Consider the following 23,809-nt stretch of genomic DNA (forward strand, 5'->3'; position numbering starts at 1 on the left):
GGGCGGGTGGTGGTCCACAGGGCGCGGCGGGCTCGGTCCGGCGGCGGCAGTCTGGCGGTGCGGCGATCGCGACGGACGCGGTCGGCGCGGCGACCGCAGCCGTACGGGACGGGCCCGTACGCGTGTCCGCCCGGCGGGACGGCCGGGCGACGGGAGGGGTTCGAGACATGAACGAGACGATCGTGTGCGCGGTGGGGAACGTGGCGACGCAGCCGGTCTACCGGGAGCTCGCGGCAGGGCCGTCGGCGCGGTTCCGGCTGGCGGTGACCGCGCGCTACTGGGACCGGGAGAAGGGCACCTGGGCCGACGGGCACACCAACTTCTTCACGGTGTGGGCCAACCGCCAGCTGGCCGTGAACGCGGCGGCGTCGCTGAACGTCGGGGACCCGGTGATCGTGCAGGGCCGGCTCAAGGTGCGCACGGAGACGCGGGAGGGGCAGCAGAACCGGACCTCGGCCGACATCGACGCGGTGTCGATCGGCCACGACCTCGCACGCGGCACCTCGGCCTTCCGGCGCTCGGTCAGGCCCGAGCCGGCCGCCGTCGGCGCATCCGCACAGCCCGAACCCGACTGGGAGACGCCCGGGCCGGCGACGGACTCCGGCGGGCCGGAAGTCCAACAGCCGCGTGAGGCGGTGGCGGTGACGTGATGTCGGGTGGCGCCCCGAGTCGACGGGTGGACGGCTTATCGGCGGATCCATCCGCGTTGTCCGGTGGATTTGTCGATAAGCGCTGCCCATGGCCCGCCTGTTGGCGATCTTGGGGATAACGATTCCGAGTCGGATCACCCATCCGATGACATGACCGGGAAACCGGGTGCGCGGGCGTCTCTAGGATGCCGATCGTGGCTCACGGGGCTTCTGATTCTGCTGGCGGGACCGTACCCCCAGGTCAACGAGTCCTGCTCGAAGGGGAATTACGTTGATTTCTTCGTTCTCCGCGCCGTTCGCGCGTCGGCGCGGCGCTGCCCGCCTCGCCGCGTCGACGCTGGTCAGTGGACTCGTCGCGGCTGCGGGCGTGATCGCCGCCGCGGGCCCGGCCGCCGCCGACGAGACCACGCAGACCCCGGGCGGAGCCACCGCGACCATGGGCGGCCTCAAGACGTACGGCGCCGCGGTCCTCCATGACGGCAGCGGGGACCAGGAGATCTCGGCGGGCCTGTTCGAGATGTCCGTCGACGGCGGCGGCACCCTCCAGACCTACTGCGTCGACCTGCACAACCCCACCCAGCGGGACGCGAAGTACCACGAGACGCCGTGGAGCGGCACCTCGCTGGGCGCCAACGACGACGCGGGCCGGATCCGCTGGATCCTGCAGAACTCCTACCCCCAGGTCAACGATCTGGCCTCGCTGGCGACGAAGGCCGGCATCGCCGGCGGACTCACCGAGCAGGACGCGGCGGCGGGCACCCAGGTGGCGATCTGGCGCTACTCGGACGGCGCGGACGTGGACGCCGTCGACCCGCAGGCCGAACAGCTCGCGGACTACCTCCAGAAGGCCGCCCGCGACACGGCCGAGCCGGAGGCGTCCCTGACGCTCGACGCGCCGGCCGTCTCCGGCCACCCCGGTGAGCCCATCGGGCCGGTGACCGTGCACACCGACGCGAGCGCGGTGACGGTCACACCGCCGCTGGACGCCGGGATCACCGGGGTGCGGATCGTCGGCAAGGACGGCAAGCCGGTCACGACCGCGACGAACGGAACCGAACTGTTCTTCGACGTGCCCGCCGACGCCGAGCCGGGCTCCGCCGAACTCACGGTCCAGGCCTCCACGACCCTCCCCGTCGGCCGCGCCTTCACCTCCGAGAGCCGCAGCCAGACACAGATCCTGGCCGGCTCCAGCGAGTCGACCGTTTCGGCGACGGCGAGTGCGACCTGGGCGGAGCAGGGCGCCGTACCGGCCCTGTCGGCGGCGAAGAACTGCGCCAAGAGCGGTGTGGACATCACCGTGGCCAACCAGGGCGACCAGGCCTTCACCTTCGAGCTGATGGGCGCCGAGCACGCCATCCCGGCGGGCACCACCCGGACGGTGACGATCCCGCTCCAGGAGGACCAGCCCTACGACTTCACGATCACCGGCCTCCAGGGCGCCGAGACCCGCTTCACCGGCCTCCTGGACTGCCAGACCTGGACCGCGGAGACCTCGAACCTGACCACCCAGACCCTCAGCGACCCCAGCCCCGCCACCGTCGGCGGCACCACCGCCACCGACACCAACCTCGCCGAGACGGGCGGCTCCAGCGCCACCCCGATCATCGCGGGCACGGCCATCGGCCTGGTGGTGATCGGCGGAGCGGCCCTGGTGCTGGCGGGCCGCAAGGAGAACACCTGAGGGAGGACCGAGGCGGGCCCCGCCGCTGACGGCCCGACGGCCCGACGGCAGCGCAACGCGGCGGCCTCCCCGCTACGGACGGCCCGCAGGGCGCGTTCCACGGTCTCCTCGTTCTCCCCGACGGGGGCGACGTAGTCGAGGACGCCCCGGGCGGCGTCCTCACCGACCGTCCTGTCGATCACCCACGTGGCGAGGTACTGCGAGGCCAGACATCCGCCCGCCGTGGCGATGGTGCCCTCGGCGTGGAACGGCGCCTCCAGCACGGTGACCCCACAGGCCTCGACGAACGGCCGGCTCTTCGGGTCCGGGCAGGCGGGCGTTCCGAAGTGGTCGGTGACGGTGTCCCGGATCTCGTCGGTCGCACCCGGCGCGCCGTCCTGGATCCGGGTGGCGGCCTCGGCCAGGGCGAGGGCCGCGCGCTCCTCCTCGGAGTAGAAGGGCGTCTCGCGCCAGGCGGCCACTCCCGGAGTCGTCCCCTGGCACGAGGACGGCACCCCGCTCTCGGTCCTCGCGTTCACGGTCTCGGCGGGTCGGATCACCCGTATCACGGCCGTCGTCGACCCGGCCGAGCTCACCCTGATGAACCTCCCGGCCCCCGCCTGAACGGAGGCCGGTGCAACTGTCGGTGCGGGCGGGCCGTCGTATCCGCTGTGACTGGAGCATGCGCACACCGGAGGGGGAGGTGGTCGCCCGCCGTCGCCGCGGCTGCGGGCACCGGGGGTCCGGCGCTCGCCGCCGTGGCCAGCTGGAGCAGCCTCCTGCTGGTCGTGCAGGGGCGGGTGGTTCCCGGCTGGGGTCTGAGTGCGGCGTTCCTCGTCCTGGCGCTCGTCCTCCGCCGTGTCCTCACCCGGAGGGGCCCCGCGGGTGCTTCGGGGCTCTCGCGGCAGCGGGCCGGGTGGGTACGGCTGGGCGGCCGTCTGCTGATCGGCGCGGCGGTGCTCGGCATCGCCTGGGGAGCGCTGGACGACCTGGTCTCGGGGGCGAAGTACTACGTGCTGAGACCCGCGGGGCCCGAGGGCTGCACGGCCGTGGTGCGGGAGACGTCCTTTCTCGTGATCGGCACCGGCGAGGCCTACGCGGTGGGACGCACCGGCCTGGCCCTGGGCATGTCGGGACGCTGGACGGTCGACGACAACCGCCGGCCCGTCGAGGCGGGCGCATTCGAGCTGACCTGGGGGCGGGACGGCGGACTCCTGCGGGTCGACGGCACGGCCAACGATCCGGTCATCGGCGGGGGAGCGGCCGACATCGACTGCTGACGGCGGCACGGGGAGGAGAGGGTTCAATAGCGTGTTTTTTTCGTCGCATCGCAGGATGAAACAGGTGAGGAAATGAGAAAGGCGTACGCCTTTTTCCAGCGGTCGTGGCGGCGGCAGTCTCGGGTGACACGGTCCACACCAAGCACGGCAAGGAACACCGTCACCACCCCCAGCCCCACAGACCCCACTTCACCGTCCGTTCCTGTCCGGCCGTTACCGACGCACCACCGCGAAAGCCGAGGGTGGGTGCGGCGAGGGACAGGCACGCCTGAACGCTCGCCGCACCCACCGGAATGCTTCAGTCGAACCTGACGCAGTAGACGAACGGGACGTAGGCCGTGCTTCGACCCGATGTCAGATCCACCGCGCGAACCCGGGAGTTCGGGTTTCCGGGAGCGCACGGTCCGGTGAATCCGGGGATGAATCCGAAGCTCCCGCCGGCGTGTCCGGCGTGCCTGGTGGCCGTGATCGTCCAGGACCTGTTGACCGCGCCGGAGAACACGAGGCGGACCGGGCCGTTCACGTTGAAGTGGTCGCCGCTGACTTTGAGGGTGCCGTTCTCCGAAGTGATCCACAGCCGCACCGCCAACCGCCGGTCGTCGGCCTGACTGTTGTCGTACCGCGCCTGCGCACGGGTCTGCGGGGTCACGCAGGTGAGGTCGTCGGAGCCCCACGCCTCACGCCAGACATAGCCCTGCTTGCAGTAGCCGTTCGGGAGGGTCCGGCCGGGGGCCAGGGCATTGTCGTTGGCGGTGTCCGTACGGGTCTGCGGCGTGACACATACGAGATCACTGGCACGCGCGACCCGCCAGACATACCCCTGTCTACAGGTGCTGGGCCCGTAGTCCTGGGCGCCGGCAACCGACGGCGTGATCAGCCCACCACCGATCCCGGCGGCAACCACCGTCGCCGCAGCCATGAATCGCCTGAACACAGTCATACCTCCACAGTTCCGAGGTCGCTATGGTTCTATCGTCTGCTTGCGCTGCGGAATCATCAAATTCTGCGTATGGAAGTCTGGTCGGCCAATCGTGGAAAAGAATTCAACGGATTCGGCCGTCAAATGTCGAACTCTAATCAATTCCCGAAATCCCGGATTTCCCGCCTCGCCGCTGCGGTGGGCGTGCCGAGGAGGGCGACTCGTGGGTCCGAAGGGGGGCAGGGGTGCCACAGCCCTGTGCCCGGCTGGGTCGGCCTTGCGGCCCTGCGACGCCCGCGCCCGTGGCCGCGTACGTGCTCAAGGCTCCCCGAGGCCACTCGCCAGCGACCGACAGTGACGGACCACCCCCAGCCGTCAACCCCGAAACCCCAGGTCACAGCCCCCCGGCCGAACGGGTTTCCCCCCAGGGGTAGCCGTCCGGCAAGATGGGGTGTATCTGCCCACTGCCAGATTTCAAGCTGCCGGACGGTTTCTCTTGGCTGAGTACATCTACACCATGCGCAAGACGCGCAAGGCACACGGCGACAAGGTCATCCTTGACGACGTCACGCTGAGCTTCCTGCCCGGCGCGAAGATCGGTGTGGTCGGCCCGAACGGCGCCGGTAAGTCCACCGTTCTGAAGATCATGGCGGGGCTCGAGCAGCCCTCCAACGGCGACGCGTTCCTGTCGCCCGGATACAGCGTCGGCATGCTGCTCCAGGAGCCGCCGCTCGACGAGTCCAAGACCGTTCTGGAGAACGTGCAGGACGGCGCCGCCGAGATCATGGGCAAGCTCAAGCGCTTCAACGAGGTCGCCGAGCTGATGGCGACCGACTACTCGGACGCGCTCCTCGACGAGATGGGCAAGCTCCAGGAGGACCTCGACCACGCGAACGCGTGGGACCTGGACACCCAGCTGGAGCAGGCCATGGACGCCCTGGGCTGCCCGCCCGGCGACTGGCCGGTCACCAACCTCTCCGGTGGTGAGCGCCGCCGCGTCGCGCTGTGCAAGCTGCTGCTGGAGGCCCCCGACCTGCTGCTGCTCGACGAGCCCACCAACCACCTGGACGCCGAGTCCGTGCAGTGGCTGGAGCAGCACCTCGCGAAGTACCCCGGCACCGTCGTCGCCGTCACCCACGACCGGTACTTCCTCGACAACGTCGCCGAGTGGATCCTGGAGCTCGACCGCGGTCGCGCCCACCCCTACGAGGGCAACTACTCCACCTACCTCGACACCAAGGCGACCCGTCTCAAGGTCGAGGGGCAGAAGGACGCCAAGCGCGCGAAGCGTCTGAAGGAAGAGCTCGAGTGGGTGCGGTCCAACGCCAAGGGGCGTCAGGCCAAGTCCAAGGCCCGTCTCGCCCGCTACGAGGAGATGGCGGCCGAGGCCGACAAGATGCGGAAGCTGGACTTCGAGGAGATCCAGATCCCGCCGGGCCCGCGGCTCGGTTCCATCGTCGTCGAGGTCAACAACCTCTCCAAGGCCTTCGGTGAGAAGGTGCTCATCGACGATCTCAGCTTCACCCTGCCGCGCAACGGCATCGTCGGTGTCATCGGCCCGAACGGCGCCGGCAAGACCACGCTCTTCAAGATGATCCAGGGCCTCGAGACCCCGGACTCCGGCACCATCAAGGTCGGCGAGACCGTCAAGATCTCGTACGTCGACCAGAGCCGCGAGAACATCGACCCCAAGAAGACCCTGTGGGCCGTCGTCAGCGACGAGCTGGACTACATCAACGTGGGTCAGGTCGAGATGCCGTCCCGGGCCTATGTCTCGGCCTTCGGGTTCAAGGGCCCCGACCAGCAGAAGCCGGCCGGTGTGCTCTCCGGTGGTGAGCGCAACCGTCTGAACCTCGCGCTCACCCTCAAGCAGGGCGGCAACCTGCTGCTGCTCGACGAGCCGACCAACGACCTGGACGTCGAGACCCTCAGCAGCCTGGAGAACGCGCTGCTGGAGTTCCCCGGGTGCGCCGTGGTCGTCTCCCACGACCGGTGGTTCCTCGACCGGGTGGCGACCCACATCCTCGCCTACGAGGGCGACTCCAAGTGGTTCTGGTTCGAGGGCAACTTCGAGTCGTACGAGAAGAACAAGATCGAGCGGCTCGGAGCGGACGCCGCCCGTCCGCACCGCGCCACCTACAAGAAGCTGACCCGGGGCTGATCGATCTTGCGCCACATCTATCACTGCCCCCTGCGCTGGTCTGACATGGACGCGTACGGCCACGTCAACAACACGGTGTTCCTCCGCTATCTGGAGGAAGCCCGGATCGACTTCCTGACCCGCCCGGAGAAGAACTTCAAGCAGGGGTCCGTGGTGGCGCGCCACGAGATCGACTACAAACGACAGCTCGTCCACCGGCCCACACCGGTGACGGTCGAACTGTGGATCACCGAGGTCCGGGCCGCCTCCTTCACCATCACCTACGAGGTGAAGGACGGCGACCTCCTCTACGTCAGGGCGGCCACGGTCGTCGTACCGTTCGACTTCGAGGCGCAGCGGCCACGGCGGCTGACCACCGAGGAACGGGAGTTCCTGGCCGAGTACCGCGACGACGCCGAGGAGGCCGTCGCCGCATGACGGTGCTCCACCTCGCCGACGAGGGGGAGGCGGCGGACCTCGCGGCCTTCCTCTCCCGGCTGCTCCACTACGACCGTGGAGCAGCGGTGCGCCTCCAGGCGGCCGGCACGGCACTCGCCGTGTTCGGCCGGCCGCCCTCCTTCGAGGTGCTCGCGATCCGTGCCGTACGCCTCGCCAAGCCGTACGAGGACGGGCTCGACGTCACCCTGGACGCCACCGTGTCCGCGGGGGAGCTGCTGGAGACGGTGGACGGGACCGCGGTCACGGCCGCCGTGCCGCCCGCCGTCACCGGGCCGCCGTGGGCCGGGGTCCTGCCGCCGCGCGGCGGCTGGCGGTCCGAGGCCGGACTCCCGGCGCCCGACGCGCTGCGGGCGCTGGTCGGCGCGGCCGTCGCCGAGTTCCGGGGCCGTACCGAGGAACTCGCCCCCGAGGACCGTACCCGCGCCGCACTCGACCGGATCGGACGGGAGATCTGGTCCCGGACGGTCGGCGACACCGGCCTTCCGGTACGGGCCGTGCACGCGGCCCAGTCCCTGGGGTTCCTGCGTCCCTCGGCCGGGGCACGGGACCTGGCGCTGCTCTCGCTCGGGTCCTGGCTGCGCCTGCGCACGCCGTACGGCTCGATCGCGGTACGGCGTGCGGGGCTCGGGGCGCTGGACGTCAGCGTCCGCTGACCCCGGTCACCCTCCTGGTCACATCAGGGGCCACAGCGAGGCCGTCAGGCCGAAGCCGATGACGTCCATCGTGGTCGTCAGGACCCCGATCGCCTCGCCGATGCCGCTCGCCATCAGGATCACCATGGCGACGGAGGGGAGCGCGGAGCCCCTCACGTGCGCGATGTGCGTACGGTCCCAGCCGCGGCGCGCGCCGAGCAGGTACGCGCACAGCGCCACGTCGATCAGCAGGGCCACCACCGGGGCGCCGAGGACGGTGAGGACGGTGAGGACCGCGCGGAGCGTGGACCCCTCGGCGAGGAGGTTCTGCCCGGGGGAACCGTCAGCCGGCCGCGTTCACCATGGACGCGGCGGCGTACGTCAGGTAGTTCCACAGCGTCTCCTCGTGCTCCGCGGAGAGCCCGAGCGCGTCGACCGCGTCCCGCATGTGCTTCAGCCACGCGTCGTGCGCCGCCCGGTCGACCACGAACGGGGCGTGCCGCATCCGCAGCCGCGGGTGGCCGCGGTTCTCGCTGTACGTCGTGGGCCCGCCCCAGTACTGCATCAGGAACAGCGCGAGGCGCTCCTCCGCCGGGCCCAAATCCTCCTCGGGATACATGGGCTTGAGCAGCGGGTCCTCGGCTACCCCCTGGTAGAAACGGTGGACCAGCCGACGGAAGGTCTCCTCCCCGCCGACCTGCTCGTAGAAGGTCTGCTCCTGAAGCGTGCCGCGCCGAATCTCTTTCACCACCCCATGGTCTCAGACGGGGGGACCGAGGACGGAAGGCTTAGGACCGCCCGACGAGGCCCCGGCCGCTCGCCTCGCCGTACGTTCCGCAGCACAGTGGAGGCATGGATGGGCCCGGGCTCGACCGCGCTCTCGACGACCTCGCCGCCTCGGCGCGGGCCGCGATGGTGCGCGCCGTCGAGGCGAGCGGGGCCTTCGCCGCCGATCCGCGCTGGCGGGAGGCGTTCGGGGCGGTCCCGCGCCACCTCTTCGTGCCGTACTACTACGTCGGCGCCGCCGGTGGCGCGGGCGGGTTCGAGCGGTGCTGGGGCGAGAGTCCCGACCCGCGCACCCGTGAGCGCTGGGTGCGCGGCGCCTACGAGGACACCCCGCTGGCCACCCGGCTGCGCGACGGCGAGCTGCTCTCCTCCAGCAGCCAGCCCTCGCTCATGGCGCTGATGCTGGCCGAACTGCGGGTCGAGCCCGGTGACCGGGTGCTGGAGATCGGGGCGGGCACGGGCTACAACGCGGCGCTGCTGTCGTACCGGCTCGGCGACGACCACGTCACCACCGTCGACCTGGACCCGGAGATCACCGAGTCCGCGCGCCGCCACCTCGCGGCCGCCGGCTACCGCCCGACCATCGTCACCGGAGACGGTGCGCGCGGGGTGCCGGAGCGTGCCCCCTTCGACCGGATCATCGCGACCTGCCGGCTCGCGTCCGTGCCGCGCGCCTGGATCGCCCAGTGCCGGCCGGGTGCGCTGGTCCTGACCCCGCTGGCCACCGGCCTGGTCGCGCTGACGGTACGGGACGCCGGGCACGCCGAGGGGCACTTCCTGCACACCCCCGCCTACTTCGTCCCCCTGCGCGGGGCGAGCCGTCCCGCACCCGAGCCGGCCGCGCCGAGCGGGGTGCCGCGCCGGGCCGGGGAGAGCGACCTGTTCCGCTTCCTGCTCGCGCTCACCCGGGGCAGCCTCGAACCTCGGGAGGCGTACGCCCTCTGGGAGCGCGAGGGCATGCCGGACCGGCGGCGCTACGGCGTCACGGTCGGCGTACGGCGCGCCTGGGCGTGGCTGGACGAACCGGAGGGGCCGTACGCCTGGCCCCTGCCGGGCTCGTCGGGGGCGCGGCTCGTCGAACCGTAGCCCCCGACGGGAAGGCCGTGCTCAGCCCCGGCGGATCGTGATCGTCGTCCAGGCGCCCACGTGCACCCGGTCGCCGTCCTGGAGCGGCACGGGGACGAACGGCTGGATCGGCTCCTCGCCGCCGTTGACCGTCGTACCGTTCGTCGAGTTCTGGTCGACGACCGCCCAGGTGCCGTCCGGCTGCTGGACCAGGACCGCGTGCTGGTGCGAGACGCCCGGGTCCTCCGGCGGCACCGACAGGTCTATGTCGGGGGTCTCGCCGGTGGAGTGCCGGCGGCGGCCGATGGTGACCTGGTTGCCGGAGAGCGTGCGCTGCTGCTCGGGCGAGTACGCGGGCAGGTTGAGCCCCGCGGCCTCCGGGCCGGAGCGGTGCATCATCGCCATGAAGTACGCGCGGTCCGGGCCGATGGTCGCCGTCCAGGTCGCCGGCTGCTGCGGGAACGCCGGGCCGGGCGGGGGCGGTGTCTGCGTGGAACCGGGCTGCGGATAGCCGTAGCCACCGCCCTGGCCGGGACCGCCCTGGCCCTGGCCGGGGTGCGACGGCGGGGAGATCACCCAGTCGTCGTCGGCGCCGCCGAAGCCCGGGCCGCCGGGCTGCGGCCGGCCGGTCTCCTGCGGGAATCCGGGCGGGGCCGTCCGGCCCCCCGGGCCGGGAGGCTGGAAGGCCTGCGGAATCCCGGGACCACCGGGACCACCGGGACCGCCCTGTCCGGGCGGCGGGCCGGGACGCGAGGGGTCTGCACCGAACGCGGAAGGTCCGCCGGGACCACCGGGGCCGCCGGGACCTGCGGGTTCACGTCGGAAGGGATCCGCGGGCGGACCCGACGGCTCACGGCCGAAGGGGTCGGCGGAGGGCCGGCCACCAGGGCCGGAGGGCTCGCGTCCGAACGCGCCGGGACCGCCGGGACCGGACGGGTCGCGTCCGAACGCGCCTGGTCCGCCGGGCTCGTTCCCGTACGCGCCGGGCCCACCGGACGTCATTCCGGGCTCACGCCCGAACGCCCCGGGACCGCCGGCCGCACCGCCCGGCCCCGAAGGCTCACGCCCGAACGCCCCGGGACCGCCGGCCGCACCGCCCGGCCCCGAAGGCTCGCGCCCGAACGGGCCGGGACCGCCGGCCGTACCGCCGGGACCGGACGGGTCGCGTCCGAACGCACCTGGTCCGCCGGGCTCGTTCCCGTACGCGCCGGGCCCACCGGACGTCACTCCGGGCTCACGCCCGAACGCCCCGGGACCGCCCGGGCCACCGGGACCGCCCGGCCCCGACGGCTCGCGTCCGAACGCGCCCGGTCCGCCGGCCGTCCCTCCGGGACCCGGGGGCCGGGGCGGTTCGCCGCCGAAGGGCGGGATCGGCTCGGCGGGCCGGTTCACCTGAGAGGGCCGTGAACTCTGGTAGTCGAAGGAGTCGCTGCCGCCGAAGGACGGCGGCGGCCCCTGGAAACGCCCGCCGGGGCCACCGGGCCCGCCGGGCCCACCCGGGCCGGGGGCCGGCGGGCGCGGGGCGGCCGGGGTGTACGAGGTCGCCGTGTTGGTGAGGAAGTTCCACCGGCACTCCTCGCAGAACGGCGCACCGCCCTCACGGGGCGTACGGCACTGCGGGCAGAGCTCCGGCTCGCGGCCCGGCACGGAGGACGGATGCCGTCCGCCGCCGGGCTGGGTGCCCTGCGGGGGCGGGAAACCGTAGCCGCCCGCGGGCGGCGGGGGCGGCGGGGGCGGAGGTACGGCACCGGCCATGCGGTGACCGCAGACCTCGCACCAGTCGTCGGAACCCGACTGGTGTCCGTTCGGGCAGGTCGGCATGTCGGCGCGTCCCCCTCTCTCCTTCAGTGACCGCGTGGTCGTGGTCGTCTGACGTCACTTCTTTACACGAACAGTCTTTGTGGACCGGGTCTCGAGAGTCATCTCGTCGGCTTCCGCGACCTTCGCCTTCAGTCGCACAGTACCTGTCGTGGCGTCGACCACGTCCACCACCTTCGCAAGCAGTTTCGCAGTATCGGCGTTCCCCGAGACGCTCGCGAGCTGGACGGCACGGCCCAGTTTGGCCGTCGCTCCATCCATATCACCTGATTTACGCAGGTCCAGCCCCTGCTGGATGACCTGTGCCAGTTCGGCCTGACCCGTGTAGTGCGCGACCTGCGGATTGATCGACGTCGAGGCCGCCATGTCGTCGGTCCACACGGCCCGTACGAGCCCCTGCGCACCCAGGTTCTGGACCGTGCCGTCGGGCTGCGGGATCACCAGCGAGACCCGTGCGGCCAGCATCTCCTGGCCCACGCTCGCCACCGGGACCTCGACGCACACGTGGTAGTCGCGGGACTCGTCGCCCCAGGAACCGGTGGGGTAGTCGCCCGCGCGCGGGCCCGCCTCGGTGCGGCGGTCGGTGAGCTGCTCGACGGTCGGCGCGACCTGCTTGACGAACTTGATGGTGGTGCCGACCGGGGTCCACAGGCGCAGCGCGACGTCCGCGACCTCCTTGCCCATCGCCGTCTCCATCATCTGTGTGAAGTCGGCGGCGAGACCGGTCGGGTCGGCGACGATGTCGGCGGTGCCGAGCAGGGCGGAGGCGATCCCTGTGACTTCTTTCACTTCCCAGTCGGTGCCCACGCCACGGGCGTCACAGGTGAACCGGCCCGCGCAGTCGTCGAGGGCGGCCTTGAGGTCCTGCGGCGACTCGTGCTCGTTGCGGCCGTCGGTGAGCAGGATGCCGTGCCGGATGCCGGCCTCGGCGGAGGACAGCAGCCGGTCGGCCAGCCGCAGCCAGGTGCCGATCGCGGTGCCGCCGCCCGCACTGAGCCGGCGCAGGGCCTGCTTGGCCTGCTCGCGGGTGGTGGCGTCGGCCACCGCCAGCCGCCCGCCGCCCGGGTAGACCTCCTTGGCGACGTGCGTGCCGCCGATCACCGCGAAGTGCGTGCCGTCGCGCAGGGTGTCGACGGCGGCTGCGGTGGCGTCCCGCGCGTTGCGCATCTTGGCCGGCGGGTAGTCCATCGACCCGGAGCAGTCCACCATGATCGCCACGGCGGCCGACGGGCCCCGGCCGGGCGCGTACAGATGCGGTGCGGTGACCGCGGTGCCGACGGTGCCGCCGCCGGTCGCGGTCACCGTGACGATCGCGTTGACCTCGCGGCCGTCCTCCGGCAGGTACTCGTTCTGGTAGACGTCCACCGAGAACTGCGGCACGTTCGATTTCGAGAAATTGGCCATGGCTGATCGAATCCCCCTCGCAAGGTGCGGACCGGTCCCCTCCGGCCCGTGGGCGTGTCACCCGTGGATGTCCCCGTTTGCGCCCTCAGGCGTTTCCTGCCCCCTGAGGCGGCGCGGGGAACGGCACGACGGCCACTGTTACGTTGTCGTGGCCCCCGCCGTCCAGGGCGTGGCCGACGAGGACCTGGGCGCAGTGCAGCGGTCGTACGGCGGCGTCGAGCGGGACGACCTCGGCCATCTCCTCGGCCGCCTCCGCGTAGTTCCACAGGCCGTCGGTGCACACCACCACCACACCGGGACGGTCCGGCTTGAAGGAAGCGGTGTGCGGCTCCAGTTCGTAGGCGTCGGCGCCGAGCCAGCCGGTGATCGCGTGGGCGCGCTCGTCGGCGTAGGCCTCCGCCTCGCTCATCAGGCCCGCGGCGACCATCTGCGCGGCCCAGGAGTCGTCCTCGGTGAGCCGGGCCGGCGGGGTGGCGCGGTCGGCCGGCACCCAGTAGGCGCGGCTGTCGCCGACCCAGCCGACGACCAGCAGTCCCGGGGTGACGACCGTGCCGACCAGGGTGCAGGCGGGGGAGTTCTGGTGCGGGGCGTGCTCGCGGGCGGTGGCGGGCTCGCCGGCCAGCGCGTTGACCGCGTGCGAGGCGGCGACGATCGCCTCGTGCATCGCCGCCTGCGGATGGGCGCCCTGCGGCAGTGCCGCCAGCAGCGACTCGCCCGCCGCCCGCGCCGCGGCCATCGAGGCGTCGTCGGGGCGGGTCGCCGAGGAGACGCCGTCGCAGACGACCGCGACGAGTGCCGGGGAGCCGTCGGGCAGCGTGGCGCGGCCCAGGCTGAAGGAGTCCTCGTTGCGGTGGTGGCGCAGCCCGCGGTCGCTGACGGCGGCCACCGGGCCCGACTCCAGCTCCATGTGGTCGCGTTCCCGCGGCTGGGCGTGTCCGCAGTTCTCGCAGTACCCGTCGTCGTCGACCCGCCCGGCCCGGCAGGCCACGCACACCTTGACCGCGCCGGCCTCGGCGGCGACCCGCGGGTCCGGTGCCTGCAACGGATACTCCTCGGGCTCGGCGGGCCGGTCGAACCGCACACCGGCGGTGGGCGGTACGGATGTGTCCGCGTCGACTCCCGGTGCCCGTACGGGTGTCGGGGCGCCGGTGTGGGGCGCCGCCGCGGGTGTGGCCCACGCCGCGAGGGCCTCCGGAGCGGCCGGTGCCGCCGGAGCCGCCATGCCGTTCATCGCGAGGGTCGGGTGGTCGTCCGTGCGGCGCGGCACGACCGACAGGTCGAACCCGCACGCGCCGCAGTAACGGTCACCCGCGTCGAGCGGCTCCGCGCAGCTCGGACACGTCGGCAGGGCGGCCTGCCGGGGCATCTGGGACATCAACTACACCCACGTCCGGGGGCGGTAACGGTTGGCACGTTCCACCAGGTCGATCCTCTCCTCACCGCGCGTCGCCAGCCGGGCCAGCGTGCGGTACGAGCGCTCCAGGCCGAAGCGCAGCCCCCGCTCGTCGAGTTGAGCGCCGAGCAGCGGCCGCCGGGCGTCCGGGCCGGCGCCCTGGCTGCCCCCGGAGAGTATCCAGTCCAGCGCGCAGCCGAGGACTTCCGCGGACAACTGCTCCCGCCGCGTGGGGTCCAGTCCGTACGCGTCCAGCGCCTCGACCTGCGCCGCCGCCGCGGTGAGGTCCTCCTGGAAGGGTACGTCGGCGGCGACCGCCGTCCGCTGCCTGAGCCGGGCCCGCACCGCCGCGACCCGGGCGGCCGTGTAGTGGATGGACGCCTCCGGCACCGACTCCAGTGTCCGTACGGCACCACGGCGGTCCCCGGCCGCGAGCTGCACGCGCGCGAGGCCGAACGCCGCGCTCACATAGCTCGGATCGGTCGACCACACGAGCCGGTAGTACTCGGCCGCGTTGTCCAACTGGCCCAGCACCTCGGCGCACAGACCGAGCGCCAGCTTGGGCGCGGGTTCGCCCGGGAAGGCGTCGTAGAGGGCGTCGAAGGCGAGCGCGGCGCCCGCGTGGTCGCCGGTGACCAGCGAGGCCACGCCCCGGTACCAGACCACCCGCCAGTCGTCGGGCCGTTCGCCCTCCAGGGTGGCGAGGGACTGCAGGGCCGCCTGGTGGTCGCCGTTCTCCAGCCAGGCGCGGACCTGCCGCAGCCGGGTCTCCACGGACGGGGCCGGCGCGGCCGTGAGGGCCATGATCAGCTCACCCGGCGCGGACGCCGAAAGGCCGGCCAGGAAGCCCGCGTTGGGGTCGGCCGGGTCCACGTGCGGCACGGGCAGCGCGAGCCCGGCGGCGGGGGCGGCGACGGTCGTCACCAGGGTGCCGGAGCTCCCGGACGCGGAAGGAAGGGCCGGGGCGGGAGCACCGGCGACGGAAGCGCTCGGGGCCGGGGCACCGGGAGCCGAACCGCCGAACAGGCGCCGTGGGACGACGGTCCGTGTGCCCAGCCGTGACACCTCCCCGTCCAGTTTCGGGAACAGCTCGCTGTCCGTGACCCGCACCTCGGGCCCGAACAGCGTCGACAGGGCCGGCCGGGCCTTGCCGCTCTGCACCGAGACGACCTCCCGCAGCACCCCCGTGAGCTGCTCGGCCATCTCCTGCGCGGAGGCGAACCGGCGGGCCGGGTCGGGATCGGTGGCGCGCACCAGCAGCCGGTAGAAGGACTCGTACCGGCGGAAGACCTCGATGGTGTCGGGGTCGGGCAGCGAGTCGGCGTAGACCGTCGTGTAGCCCTGGAAGTCGAAGGTCAGGACGGCCAGCGTGCGGCCCACGGTGTAGAGGTCGCTGGCCACCGACGGGCCGACGTCCGCCACCTCCGGCGCCTGGTAGCCGACCGTGCCGTAGATGGCCGACTCCTCGTCGTCCATCCTGCGCACCGCGCCCATGTCGATCAGCTTGAGCTGGTCCTCGGTCTGGATCGCGTTGTCGACCTTGAAGTCGCAGTACAGCAGGTTGCGGCTGTGCAGGTGCCCGAGCGCCTCCAGGGCCTCGATGCCGTACGCGCACGCCTGTTCCACCGGCAGCGGGTCCCGCTTGCCGTCGGTGGTGCGGCGGGTGTTCGCGATCTCCTTGAGGGACTTGCCGCCGACGTACTCCATGACGATGTAGCCGTCGAGCGAGCCGGTCCGCTGGTCGAGGTGTTCGACGAAGTTGTAGATCCGCACGATGTTGGCGTGCTCGATCTCGGCGAGGAAGCGCCGCTCGGAGATCGCGGCGGCCATCGCGTCCTGGTCGCCCGTGTCCAGCAGGCCCTTCAGCACCACCCAGCGGTCCGCGACCGCCCGGTCCACCGCGAGGTAGATCCAGCCCAGACCGCCGTGCGCCAGACAGCCGGCGACCTCGTACTGGCCGTGCACGACGTCCCCGCCCCGCAGCTTGGGGACGAACGAGTACGGGTTGCCGCACTTGGTGCAGAAGCCCTCCGTGCGCCCCGCCAGGTCACCGCGCGAACGGCCCACCGGCGCACCGCAGTCGGAGCGCGAGCAGAACCGCTTGCGCTCGGGCACCTCCGGGTCGTCCAGCACCATCGCGCGCGGGTCGGGACGCGGCACCTGCGGCACCGTCACCAGACCGACCCCGAGCCGCGCCCGCCCGGAGGAACCCGCCGACGAGCCGGAGCTGCGCACCGACACCGAGCGGCCCGTCGACGTGCCCGACAGGGAGCGCGAGAGCCGTCCCGACACCGAACGGCGCGACTTCGCCGACTGCGACGACGTACGCGCGCTGCGCGCGCTGCGGGAACTGGCCGGGGTGCTGGAGCTGCCGCGGTTGCCGCCGGTGCCGGGCGAGCCGTCCAGGCCCCCCGCCGAGACGACGGGGGCGAGCCCGCACGTGTCGCAGTACAGCTCGCCGCCGCCCACGTCCTCGTACGACCCCTCGCAGCCCGGCCGCTGACACGCCTGCCCCGCCTGACTCATGGCTACCGCTCCCCCCTGTGGTCCTGAGGCCCGCCCTGCTCCGGTACGCGCGGGGCGGACAGCAGTTCGGCGGCCGCCCGCTGGTAGCGCAGGACGGCCTGTTCGGCGACGCGCAGATCGCAGGGCGCGCTCCACAGCATGCGGCGCGCCGCGTCGTAGCGCTCGATGAGGAACGGGTCCTCGGCGAGGCCGTGCCGGGCCACCTTCGCCTTGTACGCGTCGAGCCGGCCGCGCAGCTCCGCGCGCACCGCCAGCGGCGCGGTGACCGCCGTGAGCGACTCGCGGGCGCGCAGCAGCTCGTCCTCCGCCTTCTGCTCCAGCGACTCCAGGAGCGGGGACAGCCGGTGCCACTGCGCGTGCCGGCGGTACTCGGCGGCCGTCGCGAGCTGCTCCTGGAGCACCGTCGGCGGGCCGCTGACCACCGGCACCTCCGTCGCCGCGATCTTGGCGAGGACCTCCCCGCGCGCGGTGCGCGCCTCGGCCAGGGTGCGGTCGGCCCGGCTGAGCACGTCCCGCAGTCTGACCAGCCGCTGCTCGGCGTCCTGGCGGACCGTCAGCACGGCGTCGATCTCGCGCCGTACGTCCTCCAGGGCACGCGCCTCACGGTCGTACACCGTGGTGTCCGGTCGGCCGCCGCCGGGCGCCGAACTGCCCTGCGTCGGCACCCAGTACGCCAGCGGGTCCGACACCACCTCCTCGCGCAGCCGCGTCAGCGTGCCGGTGATGCGCTCCAGGTCGTCGCCCGCCGGATGCTCGCCCGGGCGCACGCCCACCGAGTGCGCGAGCTGCCGGGTGCGCTGGAGCTCCGCGGCCAGTAAATCGATCCGCGCGGGCAGCGCCGACCACACCGCGTCGGCGGCGACCACCATGTCGAGTGACGAGGCGTACAGCTCGTTCATCGTGTCGACGAGGGCGGCGAGGGAGAAACTCTGGCTCAGCTTGCCGGTGCCGACCAGAGTCGGCGCGTTCGCCGCGGCCGTGGCCGAACCGGCGACCGTGACGGACTCGCCGCGCAGCAGCTCCGTCAGCTCCACCAGGTCCTCACGGCTGGACCAGCGGCGGCGCGACCGGATCTCCCGCGCGGAGCGCAAGGCGTCCGTGTACGCGTCGAAGTACGCCCACAGCAGGGTGATCTGCGCCTCCGCGGCCCCCCAGCGCCGCTCGGTGACCCCGGTCAGCCGGGCGCCCTCCAGGAGCCGTCGGCCCGCGTGGTCCTGCAGGGCGAGGAGCGAGGTCTCGATCGCCTCGTGCTCCGCGCCGAGCCGCGCCAGCGCACGGTCGACCTCGTCCCGGTCCATCACCGGCCCGGGGGCTCCCGTGACGCCCATCGATCACCTCTTTCGCTGCCGTGCGGGTCGTTGCCCCGGTCCGTTGTCTGTCTGTCTGTCTGTCTGCCGGTCCGTCAACTCGTGCGCAGATAGACCGGAGCGGGCGGCTTCGACAGCCCCGCGTCCCGGTCCAGTGTCGCCGACAGCCACTTGTCGTACGACGCCTGCCAGCCGTTCGCCCGGTACTCCACGAGGATCTGGTTGACCCGGCTGACCAGGTCGCTCGCCGTCAGGTTCATCGCCACCCCGTAGTACTCGGTCGTGAACGGGTCTCCCTTGAGCTCCACCGTCGGGTCCTGGGCGGCCTGGCTCGCCGCGAGCGCGCCGTCGGTGACGACCGCGTCGACCTCGCCGAGCTGGAGCCGCACCAGGCAGTCCAACTGGCTGGGGACGACCGTGCCGATGTCGACGCTCTTGGGTATGCGGCCCGAGGCCTTGTCCGCGGTGAGCCGGAGGAGGGCCGTCGAACTGGCCGCCGTGCAGATCTTCTTGCCGGCCAGGGTGCCGTCGTACCCCTTGATCGTGGAGGACTTGGGGGCGAGGACCTGCTGGCCGGTCTTGAAGTAGGGCGCGGAGAACGCGACCTGCTTGATGCGGTCGCAGTTGATCGTCATGGTGCGGACGACCATGTCGACCTGTCCGTCCTGGAGGGCGGGGATGCGCTGGTTGGTCGGGATGGCCTTGAACTGGACCGCCTTCGGGTCGCCGAGGATGTCCTGGGCGATCCGGTGCACCAGGTCGATGTCGAAACCCTCCAGTTCCGCGCCCGCGTTGTTCGGGTCGCGGTAGCCCCAGCGGTAGCTGTTCTGGTCGACGCCGACGATCAGCTTGCGCTTCTCGCCCTTGCGGGCCTTGATCGCGTCGATCGTCTTTCCGTCCGCGTTCGACGGCGGCAGGGTCTGCTTCTCCGGGTCCGTGCAGTCGGAGTCCGCCGCCGGGGTCCCCTCGGCGATCCGCGGTCCCGCCAGGCCCGTCGAGCCGTCGCCGCGGGGGCCGGTGGTCAGCGGCAGCAGCAGCACACAGGTCAGCGCGAGGGCGCAGAAGACCGCCATCGCCCCCACGCCGCCCCAGCCCCTCAGGCCGTCCCGCACACGTCGTGCGCGCATCGTCACGCCCCCTCTCACCGGTACTCCGACAGCCTGCGGCCGATGCCGAGGACCGCGCCCGCCGCACCCAGCACCGCGAGGACCGCCGCGCCGGCCGTCAGACCGGTCATCGCGTCCAGACCGTCCCCGGCCGCCTGCTGGAACTCCCTCTGCTCGTGCGCGAGCGCCTTCTCCAGGTTCTTGTCGACGCTGTCGAAGCACTCGGCGGTCGCGCCCCTGTCGCCGATCACCAGGGCCAGCGCCTGCTCGTAGTTGCCGTAGTCGTCCTGCTCGCGGGCCGCGGAGTGGCGTTCCTTCCACACCGTCATGTTGCCCTCCGCCGAGGTGACCGGCTTCTCGCCCGCCTGGTCGTCGGCGAGCTTCGCCGCCTGCGCGAGGCCCGTGCGGAGGTGTTCCATGTCGGTGGTGAAGTCGTCGTCGTACTTGTCGACCGTCTTGTCCTTGCCGTCGACCGTGACCTTCTTGGTCTCGGCGCCGCGCGCCACCAGCGTGAGGTTCTCGTTGCTGCGCGCCTTCAGGGACGCGATCCGCGCGTCGTGCAGCACGTTCAGCGAACGGACGCCGTGGTCGTAGGAGTCGTCCAGCCCCGCGCGGGCCACGCTGTGGCCGACGACGAGCCACAGCAGGACGACGGTGGCGGCCGCCGTGGCCGAGACCAGGCCGTGGTTCAGGACCCGGTTCGTACGGCGGTAGTTGCGGTGCTGCGCCCACGCCAGGGCGGCCAGCGCCAGGACGCCCAGCGCGATCGCCGCCCACGGGTAGGGGGTGGCGTCGGCGTAGTCGTCCTCGAGGCGCTGGTTCTCCTTGGTGTAGAGCTTCTCCGCCTCCGGGAGCATCTCGTCCTGCATCTTCTGGTTCGCGTAGCGCAGATAGGCGCCGCCTACGGGGAAGCCCTGACGGTTGTACGTCCGCGCGCGCTCGACCAGGCCCTTGTACTCCGGGAGCAGCGTGTTCAGCTTGGTGATGGCGTCGGCGGAGGGGGAGTCCGGGTCGGAGCTGCCCGCGGCCCGCACCAGCTCGGCGGCCGCCTTGTCGATGTCGTCCTCGTACTGCTTCCGGGAGGCGGCCGTCTCCTGGCCGCCCGCGAGGAAGCCGCTGGAGGCGGCGGTGTTGGCGTCGGCCAGGGAACGGTAGATGTCGGCCGCGGCCGCGCTCAGCGGCTGGCTCTTGTGCAGCACGTCGTCGGCCGCGGCGGCGCGGTCGGCGGTCTGCCAGGCGGTGACGGCGCCGAAGGCGACCACGAGGAGGGCGAGGACGGCGCCGATGATCCGGAGCCGTCCCGGCTCCGTCGTCGCCGCGGCGCGGGCCTTGTCCACCCCCTCCGCGAACGCCGTACGGCGTGTCGGTGGAGTGGCTGTTGCCGGTTCTGCCACGTTTCTGACCTCCCCCATGGTCATGCCTCGCCGCAAGTATCGCTGGCGGGGGTGACATTGCACACCGGCCTTCACTGGATCTTGATCAGATCGCAGTCACCCCTGTTCATGAATACGTCGTGGGCGTGTGTTCGGTTCCTTTCACGCCTCGAAGAACTCGCGTACCCTCGCCTGCGCCTTCGGGCCCGCCACCACGCGGTCCAGGCCGAGCAGCGCCGCCCCCAGCACCGGGCGCGCGCGGACCACCCGGGGCACCGCCTTCGGCGCCCGCGCGGTCAGGCGTTCCCGTATGCCGTCGTCCAGTTGGTGGTGACCCGCCGTCAGGACGCCCCCGCCCAGCAGGACCGGGGTCTCCTCCTCCAGGAGGTCCAGGCGGGTCAGGGCGACCGTCGCCATCGTGACGACCTCCTCCGCGAGGCGGTCGACGATCCCGCGGGCCACGGCGTCTCCCCGGGCCGCCGTCTCGAAGAGGACCGGGGTCAGTTCGTGGCGGCGCAGGTCCGGGATGCGGTCCAGGTGGAGGGCCTCGATGAGGGCGTACATGTCGGGGCGGTCGAAGTGGGCGGGGAGGGTGCCGGCCAGGGCGGTGGCGGGGCCTCTGCCGTCCTCCGCGCGGGCCGCGTGCCAGATCGCCTCCTCGGCCAGGCCCCAGCCGCCGCCCCAGTCGCCGGAGAGGCGGCCCAGGGCCGGGAAGCGGGCGGTGCGGCCGTCGGGGCGCATGCCGACGCAGTTGATGCCGGCGCCGCAGACCACGGCCACGCCCCGGGGGTCGGGCACGCCGGCCCGGAGGATGGCGAAGGTGTCGTTGCGGACGTCCACGGCGGCGCCCCACGCGCGTGCGTGCAGGGCCGCCGCCAACTGCTCCTCCTCCACCGGCAGGTCGGCGTTGGCCAGGCAGGCGGAGACATGGGTCACCGAGGTGACGCCGGCGGAGGCGTACGCGCGCGTGACGGTGTCGGCGAGGGCGTCCACGGCCGCCGTGACCCCGACGGCGGGCGGGCGGAAGCCGGCGCCGCGGGCGGTGGCGAGCACCTCCCCGTCGGCGGCCACCACCGCCACGTCGGTCTTGCTGTTGCCCGCGTCGATGGCGAGGACGCTTGCGGTCAGGCCCACGCGAGGTGCTCCCGGTTGTGTGCGATCAGTCGGTCGGTCAGCTGGTCGGCGTACGCGTGCTGGGCGATCAGGGGATGGGCGAGGAGGGCCTTGAACACGCGGTCCCGGCCGCCGCGCAGGGCCGCGTCCAGGGCCAGGTCCTCGTACGCCGTCACGTTCGCCATCAGACCCGCGTACAGGGGGTCCACGGGCGCCACGGGCAGCGGGGAGGGTCCCTTCCGGCCCACCGCCGCCTGCACCTCGATCACCGCGTCGTCGGGGAGGAAGGGCAGCGTGCCGTCGTTCAGGGTGTTGACCACCTGGTACGGGCTGCCGGCGCCGGTGAGCAGCGCGGCCGCCAGGTCCACGGCCGCCTCCGAGTAGAAGGCGCCGCCGCGCTTGGCGAGGAGCTCCGGCTTCTCGTCGAGGGCCGGGTCGCCGTACATCTCCAGCAGCTGCCGCTCCATCGCCGCCACTTCGGCCGCCCTGGACGGCTTCGTGCGCAGCTCTCCCACGACCTCGTCGTGGGCGTAGTAGTAGCGCAGGTAGTAGGACGGGACCACGCCGAGGAGGCGCAGGAGGGGGAGGGGCAGGCGGAGGTCGCCGGCGATCGTGTCGCCGTGCGCGGCCAGCAGACCCGGCAGGACGTCCTCGCCCTCCGGGCCGCCCAGGCGCACGCCGGTCTCCCAGGTGAGGTGGTTGAGGCCGACGTGGTCCAGGTGGACGTCCGCCGGTGTGACGTCGAGCAGGGCGGCGAACCTGCGTTGCAGTCCGATTGCCACGTTGCACAGGCCGACCGCCTTGTGGCCCTCCTTCAGCAGGGCGCGGGTGACGATGCCGACCGGGTTGGTGAAGTCGACGATCCAGGCGGCGGGGTTGGTACGGCGGACGCGTTCGGCGATGTCCAGGACCACGGGGACCGTGCGCAGCGCCTTGGCCAGGCCGCCGGCGCCGGTGGTCTCCTGGCCGACGCAGCCGCACTCCAGGGGCCAGGTCTCGTCCTGTTCGCGGGCGGCCTGGCCGCCGACGCGGAGCTGGAGCAGGACGGCGTCGGCGCCGTCGACGGCCGCGTCCAGGTCGGAGGTGGTGACGATCCGGCCGGGGTGGCCCTGCCGGGCGAAGATCCGCCGTGCCAGTCCGCCCACCAGGTCCAGGCGTTCGGCGGCCGGGTCGACCAGGACCAGCTCCTGGAGGGGCAGGGTGTCGCGCAGTCGTGCGAAGCCGTCGATCAGCTCGGGGGTGTAGGTCGAACCGCCGCCTACCACGGTGAGTTTCATGCCTTGTTAACCCTTCACTCCGGTGAGGGTGACACCTTCGACGAACGCCTTCTGGGCGAAGAAGAACACGAGGATCACGGGAGCCATGACCAGCACGGTGGCCGCCATGGTGAGGTTCCAGTCGGTGTGGTGCGCGCCCTTGAAGGACTCCAGGCCGTAGGAGAGGGTCCATGCGCCCGGGTTCTCCGAGGCGTAGATCTGCGGGCCGAAGTAGTCGTTCCAGGCGTTGAAGAACTGGAAGAGGGCGACGGCGGCGATACCGGGCTTCGCCATCGGCAGGACGATCTTCAGCAGGGTGCGCAGATCGCCGCAGCCGTCCACCTTTGCCGCGTCCACGTACTCGTTGGGGATGGTCATCAGGAACTGGCGCAGCAGGAAGATCGAGAACGCGTCGCCGAACGCCAGCGGGATGATCATCGGCCACAGGGTGCCCGAGAGGTCGAGCTGCTTCGCCCAGAACAGGTACATCGGGATGACGACGACCTGCGGCGGCAGCATCATCATCGAGATCACCAGCATGAGCGTCAGATTGCGGCCCCGGAAGCGGAACTTGGCCAGCGCGTACGCCACGGGGATCGAGGAGACGACGGTGAGGACCGTTCCCAGTCCCGCGTAGATCAGGGTGTTCTTCCACCAGGTGAGGAAGCCCGGGGTGTCGAAGACCCGGCGGTAGTTGGCCCATTCCCAGGTGTGCGGGATCAGGTCCCGGCTGAGCGCCTGCGAGTCGCTCATCAGGGACGTCAGGAACACGAACACGAAGGGCAGGGTGAAGAAGAGGGCCGCGGCCACGCCGAGGGAGTGGACCGCGATCCATTCCAGGAGCGCCTTGCGGCGCGCGGTGCGCTCGGCGGGCGTGGCGGGACTCCTCAGTTCCACCGGCCGCTCCAGTACTTGGGTCATG

The 23,809-nt window shown here is 72.2% G+C and carries 19 protein-coding genes and 2 pseudogenes; 7 read left to right on the forward strand and 14 right to left on the reverse strand.

Features of this window, described 5'->3' with window-relative positions; genetic code table 11:
* The first annotated feature begins 167 nt into the window (after positions 1-167).
* Together AQJ64_RS20280 and AQJ64_RS20285 are read left to right on the forward strand one after the other, a co-directional pair.
* Entirely contained in the window at positions 168-650 is a 483-nt protein-coding gene (locus AQJ64_RS20280; RefSeq protein WP_055634493.1) for a single-stranded DNA-binding protein, read from the forward strand.
* A gap of 271 nt (positions 651-921) precedes the next feature.
* Positions 922-2,331 (forward strand): thioester domain-containing protein, encoded by a 1,410-nt coding sequence (locus AQJ64_RS20285; protein WP_055634492.1) that lies wholly within the window; start codon positions 922-924, stop codon positions 2,329-2,331.
* Between the two features lie 59 nt (positions 2,332-2,390).
* On the opposite strand, the pseudogene AQJ64_RS50970 reads toward AQJ64_RS20285, so the two are convergent.
* Positions 2,391-2,648: pseudogene (locus AQJ64_RS50970) on the reverse strand (AraC family transcriptional regulator); the annotation flags it as partial.
* 420 nt (positions 2,649-3,068) lie between these two features.
* On the opposite strand from AQJ64_RS50970, the gene AQJ64_RS20295 reads away from it, so the two are divergent.
* The gene (locus AQJ64_RS20295) at positions 3,069-3,590 is read left to right on the forward strand and encodes a hypothetical protein (protein ID WP_055634491.1); all 522 of its coding nucleotides are present in this window, start codon (positions 3,069-3,071) and stop codon (positions 3,588-3,590) included.
* Between the two features lie 298 nt (positions 3,591-3,888).
* Here the strand turns inward: AQJ64_RS20295 and AQJ64_RS20300 are convergent, their stop codons facing one another.
* The gene (locus AQJ64_RS20300) at positions 3,889-4,509 is read right to left on the reverse strand and encodes a hypothetical protein (RefSeq protein ID WP_055634490.1); all 621 of its coding nucleotides are present in this window, start codon (positions 4,507-4,509) and stop codon (positions 3,889-3,891) included.
* Positions 4,510-5,005: 496 nt separating this feature from the next.
* Here AQJ64_RS20300 and ettA point away from each other — a divergent pair, with 496 nt between their 5' ends.
* From ettA to AQJ64_RS20315, 3 genes are read left to right on the forward strand one after another with little or no spacing between them, the layout of a single operon-like run.
* Complete coding sequence (gene ettA, locus AQJ64_RS20305) at positions 5,006-6,670, forward strand: energy-dependent translational throttle protein EttA (RefSeq protein WP_055634489.1); 1,665 nt, start codon at positions 5,006-5,008, stop codon at positions 6,668-6,670.
* Positions 6,671-6,676: 6 nt separating this feature from the next.
* Positions 6,677-7,087, forward strand: a complete 411-nt coding sequence (locus AQJ64_RS20310) for an acyl-CoA thioesterase (protein ID WP_055634488.1) — start codon at positions 6,677-6,679, stop codon at positions 7,085-7,087.
* A complete protein-coding gene (locus AQJ64_RS20315; RefSeq protein ID WP_055634487.1) occupies positions 7,084-7,761 on the forward strand; it encodes a DUF8185 domain-containing protein in 678 nt (225 codons plus the stop codon). Before AQJ64_RS20310 ends, AQJ64_RS20315 begins: the two co-directional genes overlap by 4 nt.
* 18 nt (positions 7,762-7,779) lie before the next feature.
* Here AQJ64_RS20315 and AQJ64_RS20320 read toward each other — a convergent pair.
* Both AQJ64_RS20320 and AQJ64_RS20325 read right to left on the reverse strand, forming a co-directional pair.
* Positions 7,780-8,025: pseudogene (locus tag AQJ64_RS20320) on the reverse strand (GntT/GntP/DsdX family permease); the annotation flags it as partial.
* A 58-nt stretch (positions 8,026-8,083) separates the two neighbouring features.
* Positions 8,084-8,488, reverse strand: a complete 405-nt coding sequence (locus tag AQJ64_RS20325) for a globin (RefSeq protein WP_055634494.1) — start codon at positions 8,486-8,488, stop codon at positions 8,084-8,086.
* Between the two features lie 104 nt (positions 8,489-8,592).
* On the opposite strand from AQJ64_RS20325, the gene AQJ64_RS20330 reads away from it, so the two are divergent.
* Positions 8,593-9,612 carry a methyltransferase domain-containing protein gene (locus AQJ64_RS20330; protein WP_055634485.1) on the forward strand — a complete coding sequence of 340 codons (1,020 nt, stop codon included), beginning with the start codon at positions 8,593-8,595 and terminating at the stop codon, positions 9,610-9,612.
* A gap of 21 nt (positions 9,613-9,633) precedes the next feature.
* On the opposite strand, the gene AQJ64_RS46135 is transcribed toward AQJ64_RS20330, so the two are convergent.
* The 10 genes from AQJ64_RS46135 to AQJ64_RS20385 all read right to left on the reverse strand — a co-directional run bounded on the left by AQJ64_RS46135 (position 9,634) and on the right by AQJ64_RS20385 (position 23,808).
* The gene (locus tag AQJ64_RS46135) at positions 9,634-11,412 is read right to left on the reverse strand and encodes an FHA domain-containing protein (protein WP_079061795.1); all 1,779 of its coding nucleotides are present in this window, start codon (positions 11,410-11,412) and stop codon (positions 9,634-9,636) included.
* A 54-nt stretch (positions 11,413-11,466) separates the two neighbouring features.
* Entirely contained in the window at positions 11,467-12,813 is a 1,347-nt protein-coding gene (locus AQJ64_RS20345; protein WP_055634299.1) for a vWA domain-containing protein, read from the reverse strand.
* Between the two features lie 85 nt (positions 12,814-12,898).
* Positions 12,899-14,191 (reverse strand): PP2C family protein-serine/threonine phosphatase, encoded by a 1,293-nt coding sequence (locus AQJ64_RS20350; RefSeq protein WP_206189711.1) that lies wholly within the window; start codon positions 14,189-14,191, stop codon positions 12,899-12,901.
* Positions 14,192-16,732: a serine/threonine-protein kinase gene (locus tag AQJ64_RS20355; protein WP_055634301.1), complete on the reverse strand. Its 2,541-nt coding sequence runs from the start codon at positions 16,730-16,732 to the stop codon at positions 14,192-14,194. It lies immediately after the preceding gene.
* Between the two features lie 2 nt (positions 16,733-16,734).
* Complete coding sequence (locus AQJ64_RS20360; RefSeq protein ID WP_055634302.1) at positions 16,735-18,060, reverse strand: hypothetical protein; 1,326 nt, start codon at positions 18,058-18,060, stop codon at positions 16,735-16,737.
* A 74-nt stretch (positions 18,061-18,134) separates the two neighbouring features.
* Positions 18,135-19,166 carry a glutamate ABC transporter substrate-binding protein gene (locus AQJ64_RS20365; RefSeq protein WP_055634316.1) on the reverse strand — a complete coding sequence of 344 codons (1,032 nt, stop codon included), beginning with the start codon at positions 19,164-19,166 and terminating at the stop codon, positions 18,135-18,137.
* Between the two features lie 14 nt (positions 19,167-19,180).
* Positions 19,181-20,539, reverse strand: coding sequence for a hypothetical protein (locus tag AQJ64_RS20370; RefSeq protein ID WP_240512634.1), 1,359 nt, complete (start codon positions 20,537-20,539; stop codon positions 19,181-19,183).
* A gap of 141 nt (positions 20,540-20,680) precedes the next feature.
* Positions 20,681-21,652, reverse strand: a complete 972-nt coding sequence (locus AQJ64_RS20375; RefSeq protein ID WP_055634304.1) for an N-acetylglucosamine kinase — start codon at positions 21,650-21,652, stop codon at positions 20,681-20,683.
* On the reverse strand, positions 21,643-22,908 hold the full coding sequence (locus AQJ64_RS20380) for a 6-phospho-beta-glucosidase (RefSeq protein WP_055634305.1): 1,266 nt from the start codon (positions 22,906-22,908) through the stop codon (positions 21,643-21,645). The genes AQJ64_RS20375 and AQJ64_RS20380 overlap by 10 nt, the downstream gene beginning before the upstream one ends.
* 6 nt (positions 22,909-22,914) lie before the next feature.
* The gene (locus tag AQJ64_RS20385) at positions 22,915-23,808 is read right to left on the reverse strand and encodes a carbohydrate ABC transporter permease (RefSeq protein ID WP_055634306.1); all 894 of its coding nucleotides are present in this window, start codon (positions 23,806-23,808) and stop codon (positions 22,915-22,917) included.
* Position 23,809 lies beyond the last annotated feature (1 nt).

Source organism: Streptomyces griseoruber, from assembly GCF_001514205.1.
Classification (GTDB): Bacteria; Actinomycetota; Actinomycetes; order Streptomycetales; family Streptomycetaceae; genus Streptomyces; species Streptomyces griseoruber.

Bases quoted from the DNA above. Each gene is read 5' to 3' on its own strand.
- AQJ64_RS20280 (WP_055634493.1), top strand. From the start codon at position 168: ATGAACGAGACGATCGTGTGCGCGGTGGGGAACGTGGCGACGCAGCCG.
- AQJ64_RS20300 (WP_055634490.1), bottom strand. From the start codon at position 4,509: ATGGCTGCGGCGACGGTGGTTGCCGCCGGGATCGGTGGTGGGCTGATC.
- AQJ64_RS20315 (WP_055634487.1), top strand. From the start codon at position 7,084: ATGACGGTGCTCCACCTCGCCGACGAGGGGGAGGCGGCGGACCTCGCG.
- AQJ64_RS20330 (WP_055634485.1), top strand. From the start codon at position 8,593: ATGGATGGGCCCGGGCTCGACCGCGCTCTCGACGACCTCGCCGCCTCG.
- AQJ64_RS46135 (WP_079061795.1), bottom strand. From the start codon at position 11,412: ATGCCGACCTGCCCGAACGGACACCAGTCGGGTTCCGACGACTGGTGC.
- AQJ64_RS20345 (WP_055634299.1), bottom strand. From the start codon at position 12,813: ATGGCCAATTTCTCGAAATCGAACGTGCCGCAGTTCTCGGTGGACGTC.
- AQJ64_RS20355 (WP_055634301.1), bottom strand. From the start codon at position 16,732: ATGAGTCAGGCGGGGCAGGCGTGTCAGCGGCCGGGCTGCGAGGGGTCG.
- AQJ64_RS20360 (WP_055634302.1), bottom strand. From the start codon at position 18,060: ATGGGCGTCACGGGAGCCCCCGGGCCGGTGATGGACCGGGACGAGGTC.
- AQJ64_RS20365 (WP_055634316.1), bottom strand. From the start codon at position 19,166: ATGCGCGCACGACGTGTGCGGGACGGCCTGAGGGGCTGGGGCGGCGTG.
- AQJ64_RS20380 (WP_055634305.1), bottom strand. From the start codon at position 22,908: ATGAAACTCACCGTGGTAGGCGGCGGTTCGACCTACACCCCCGAGCTG.
- AQJ64_RS20385 (WP_055634306.1), bottom strand. From the start codon at position 23,808: ATGACCCAAGTACTGGAGCGGCCGGTGGAACTGAGGAGTCCCGCCACG.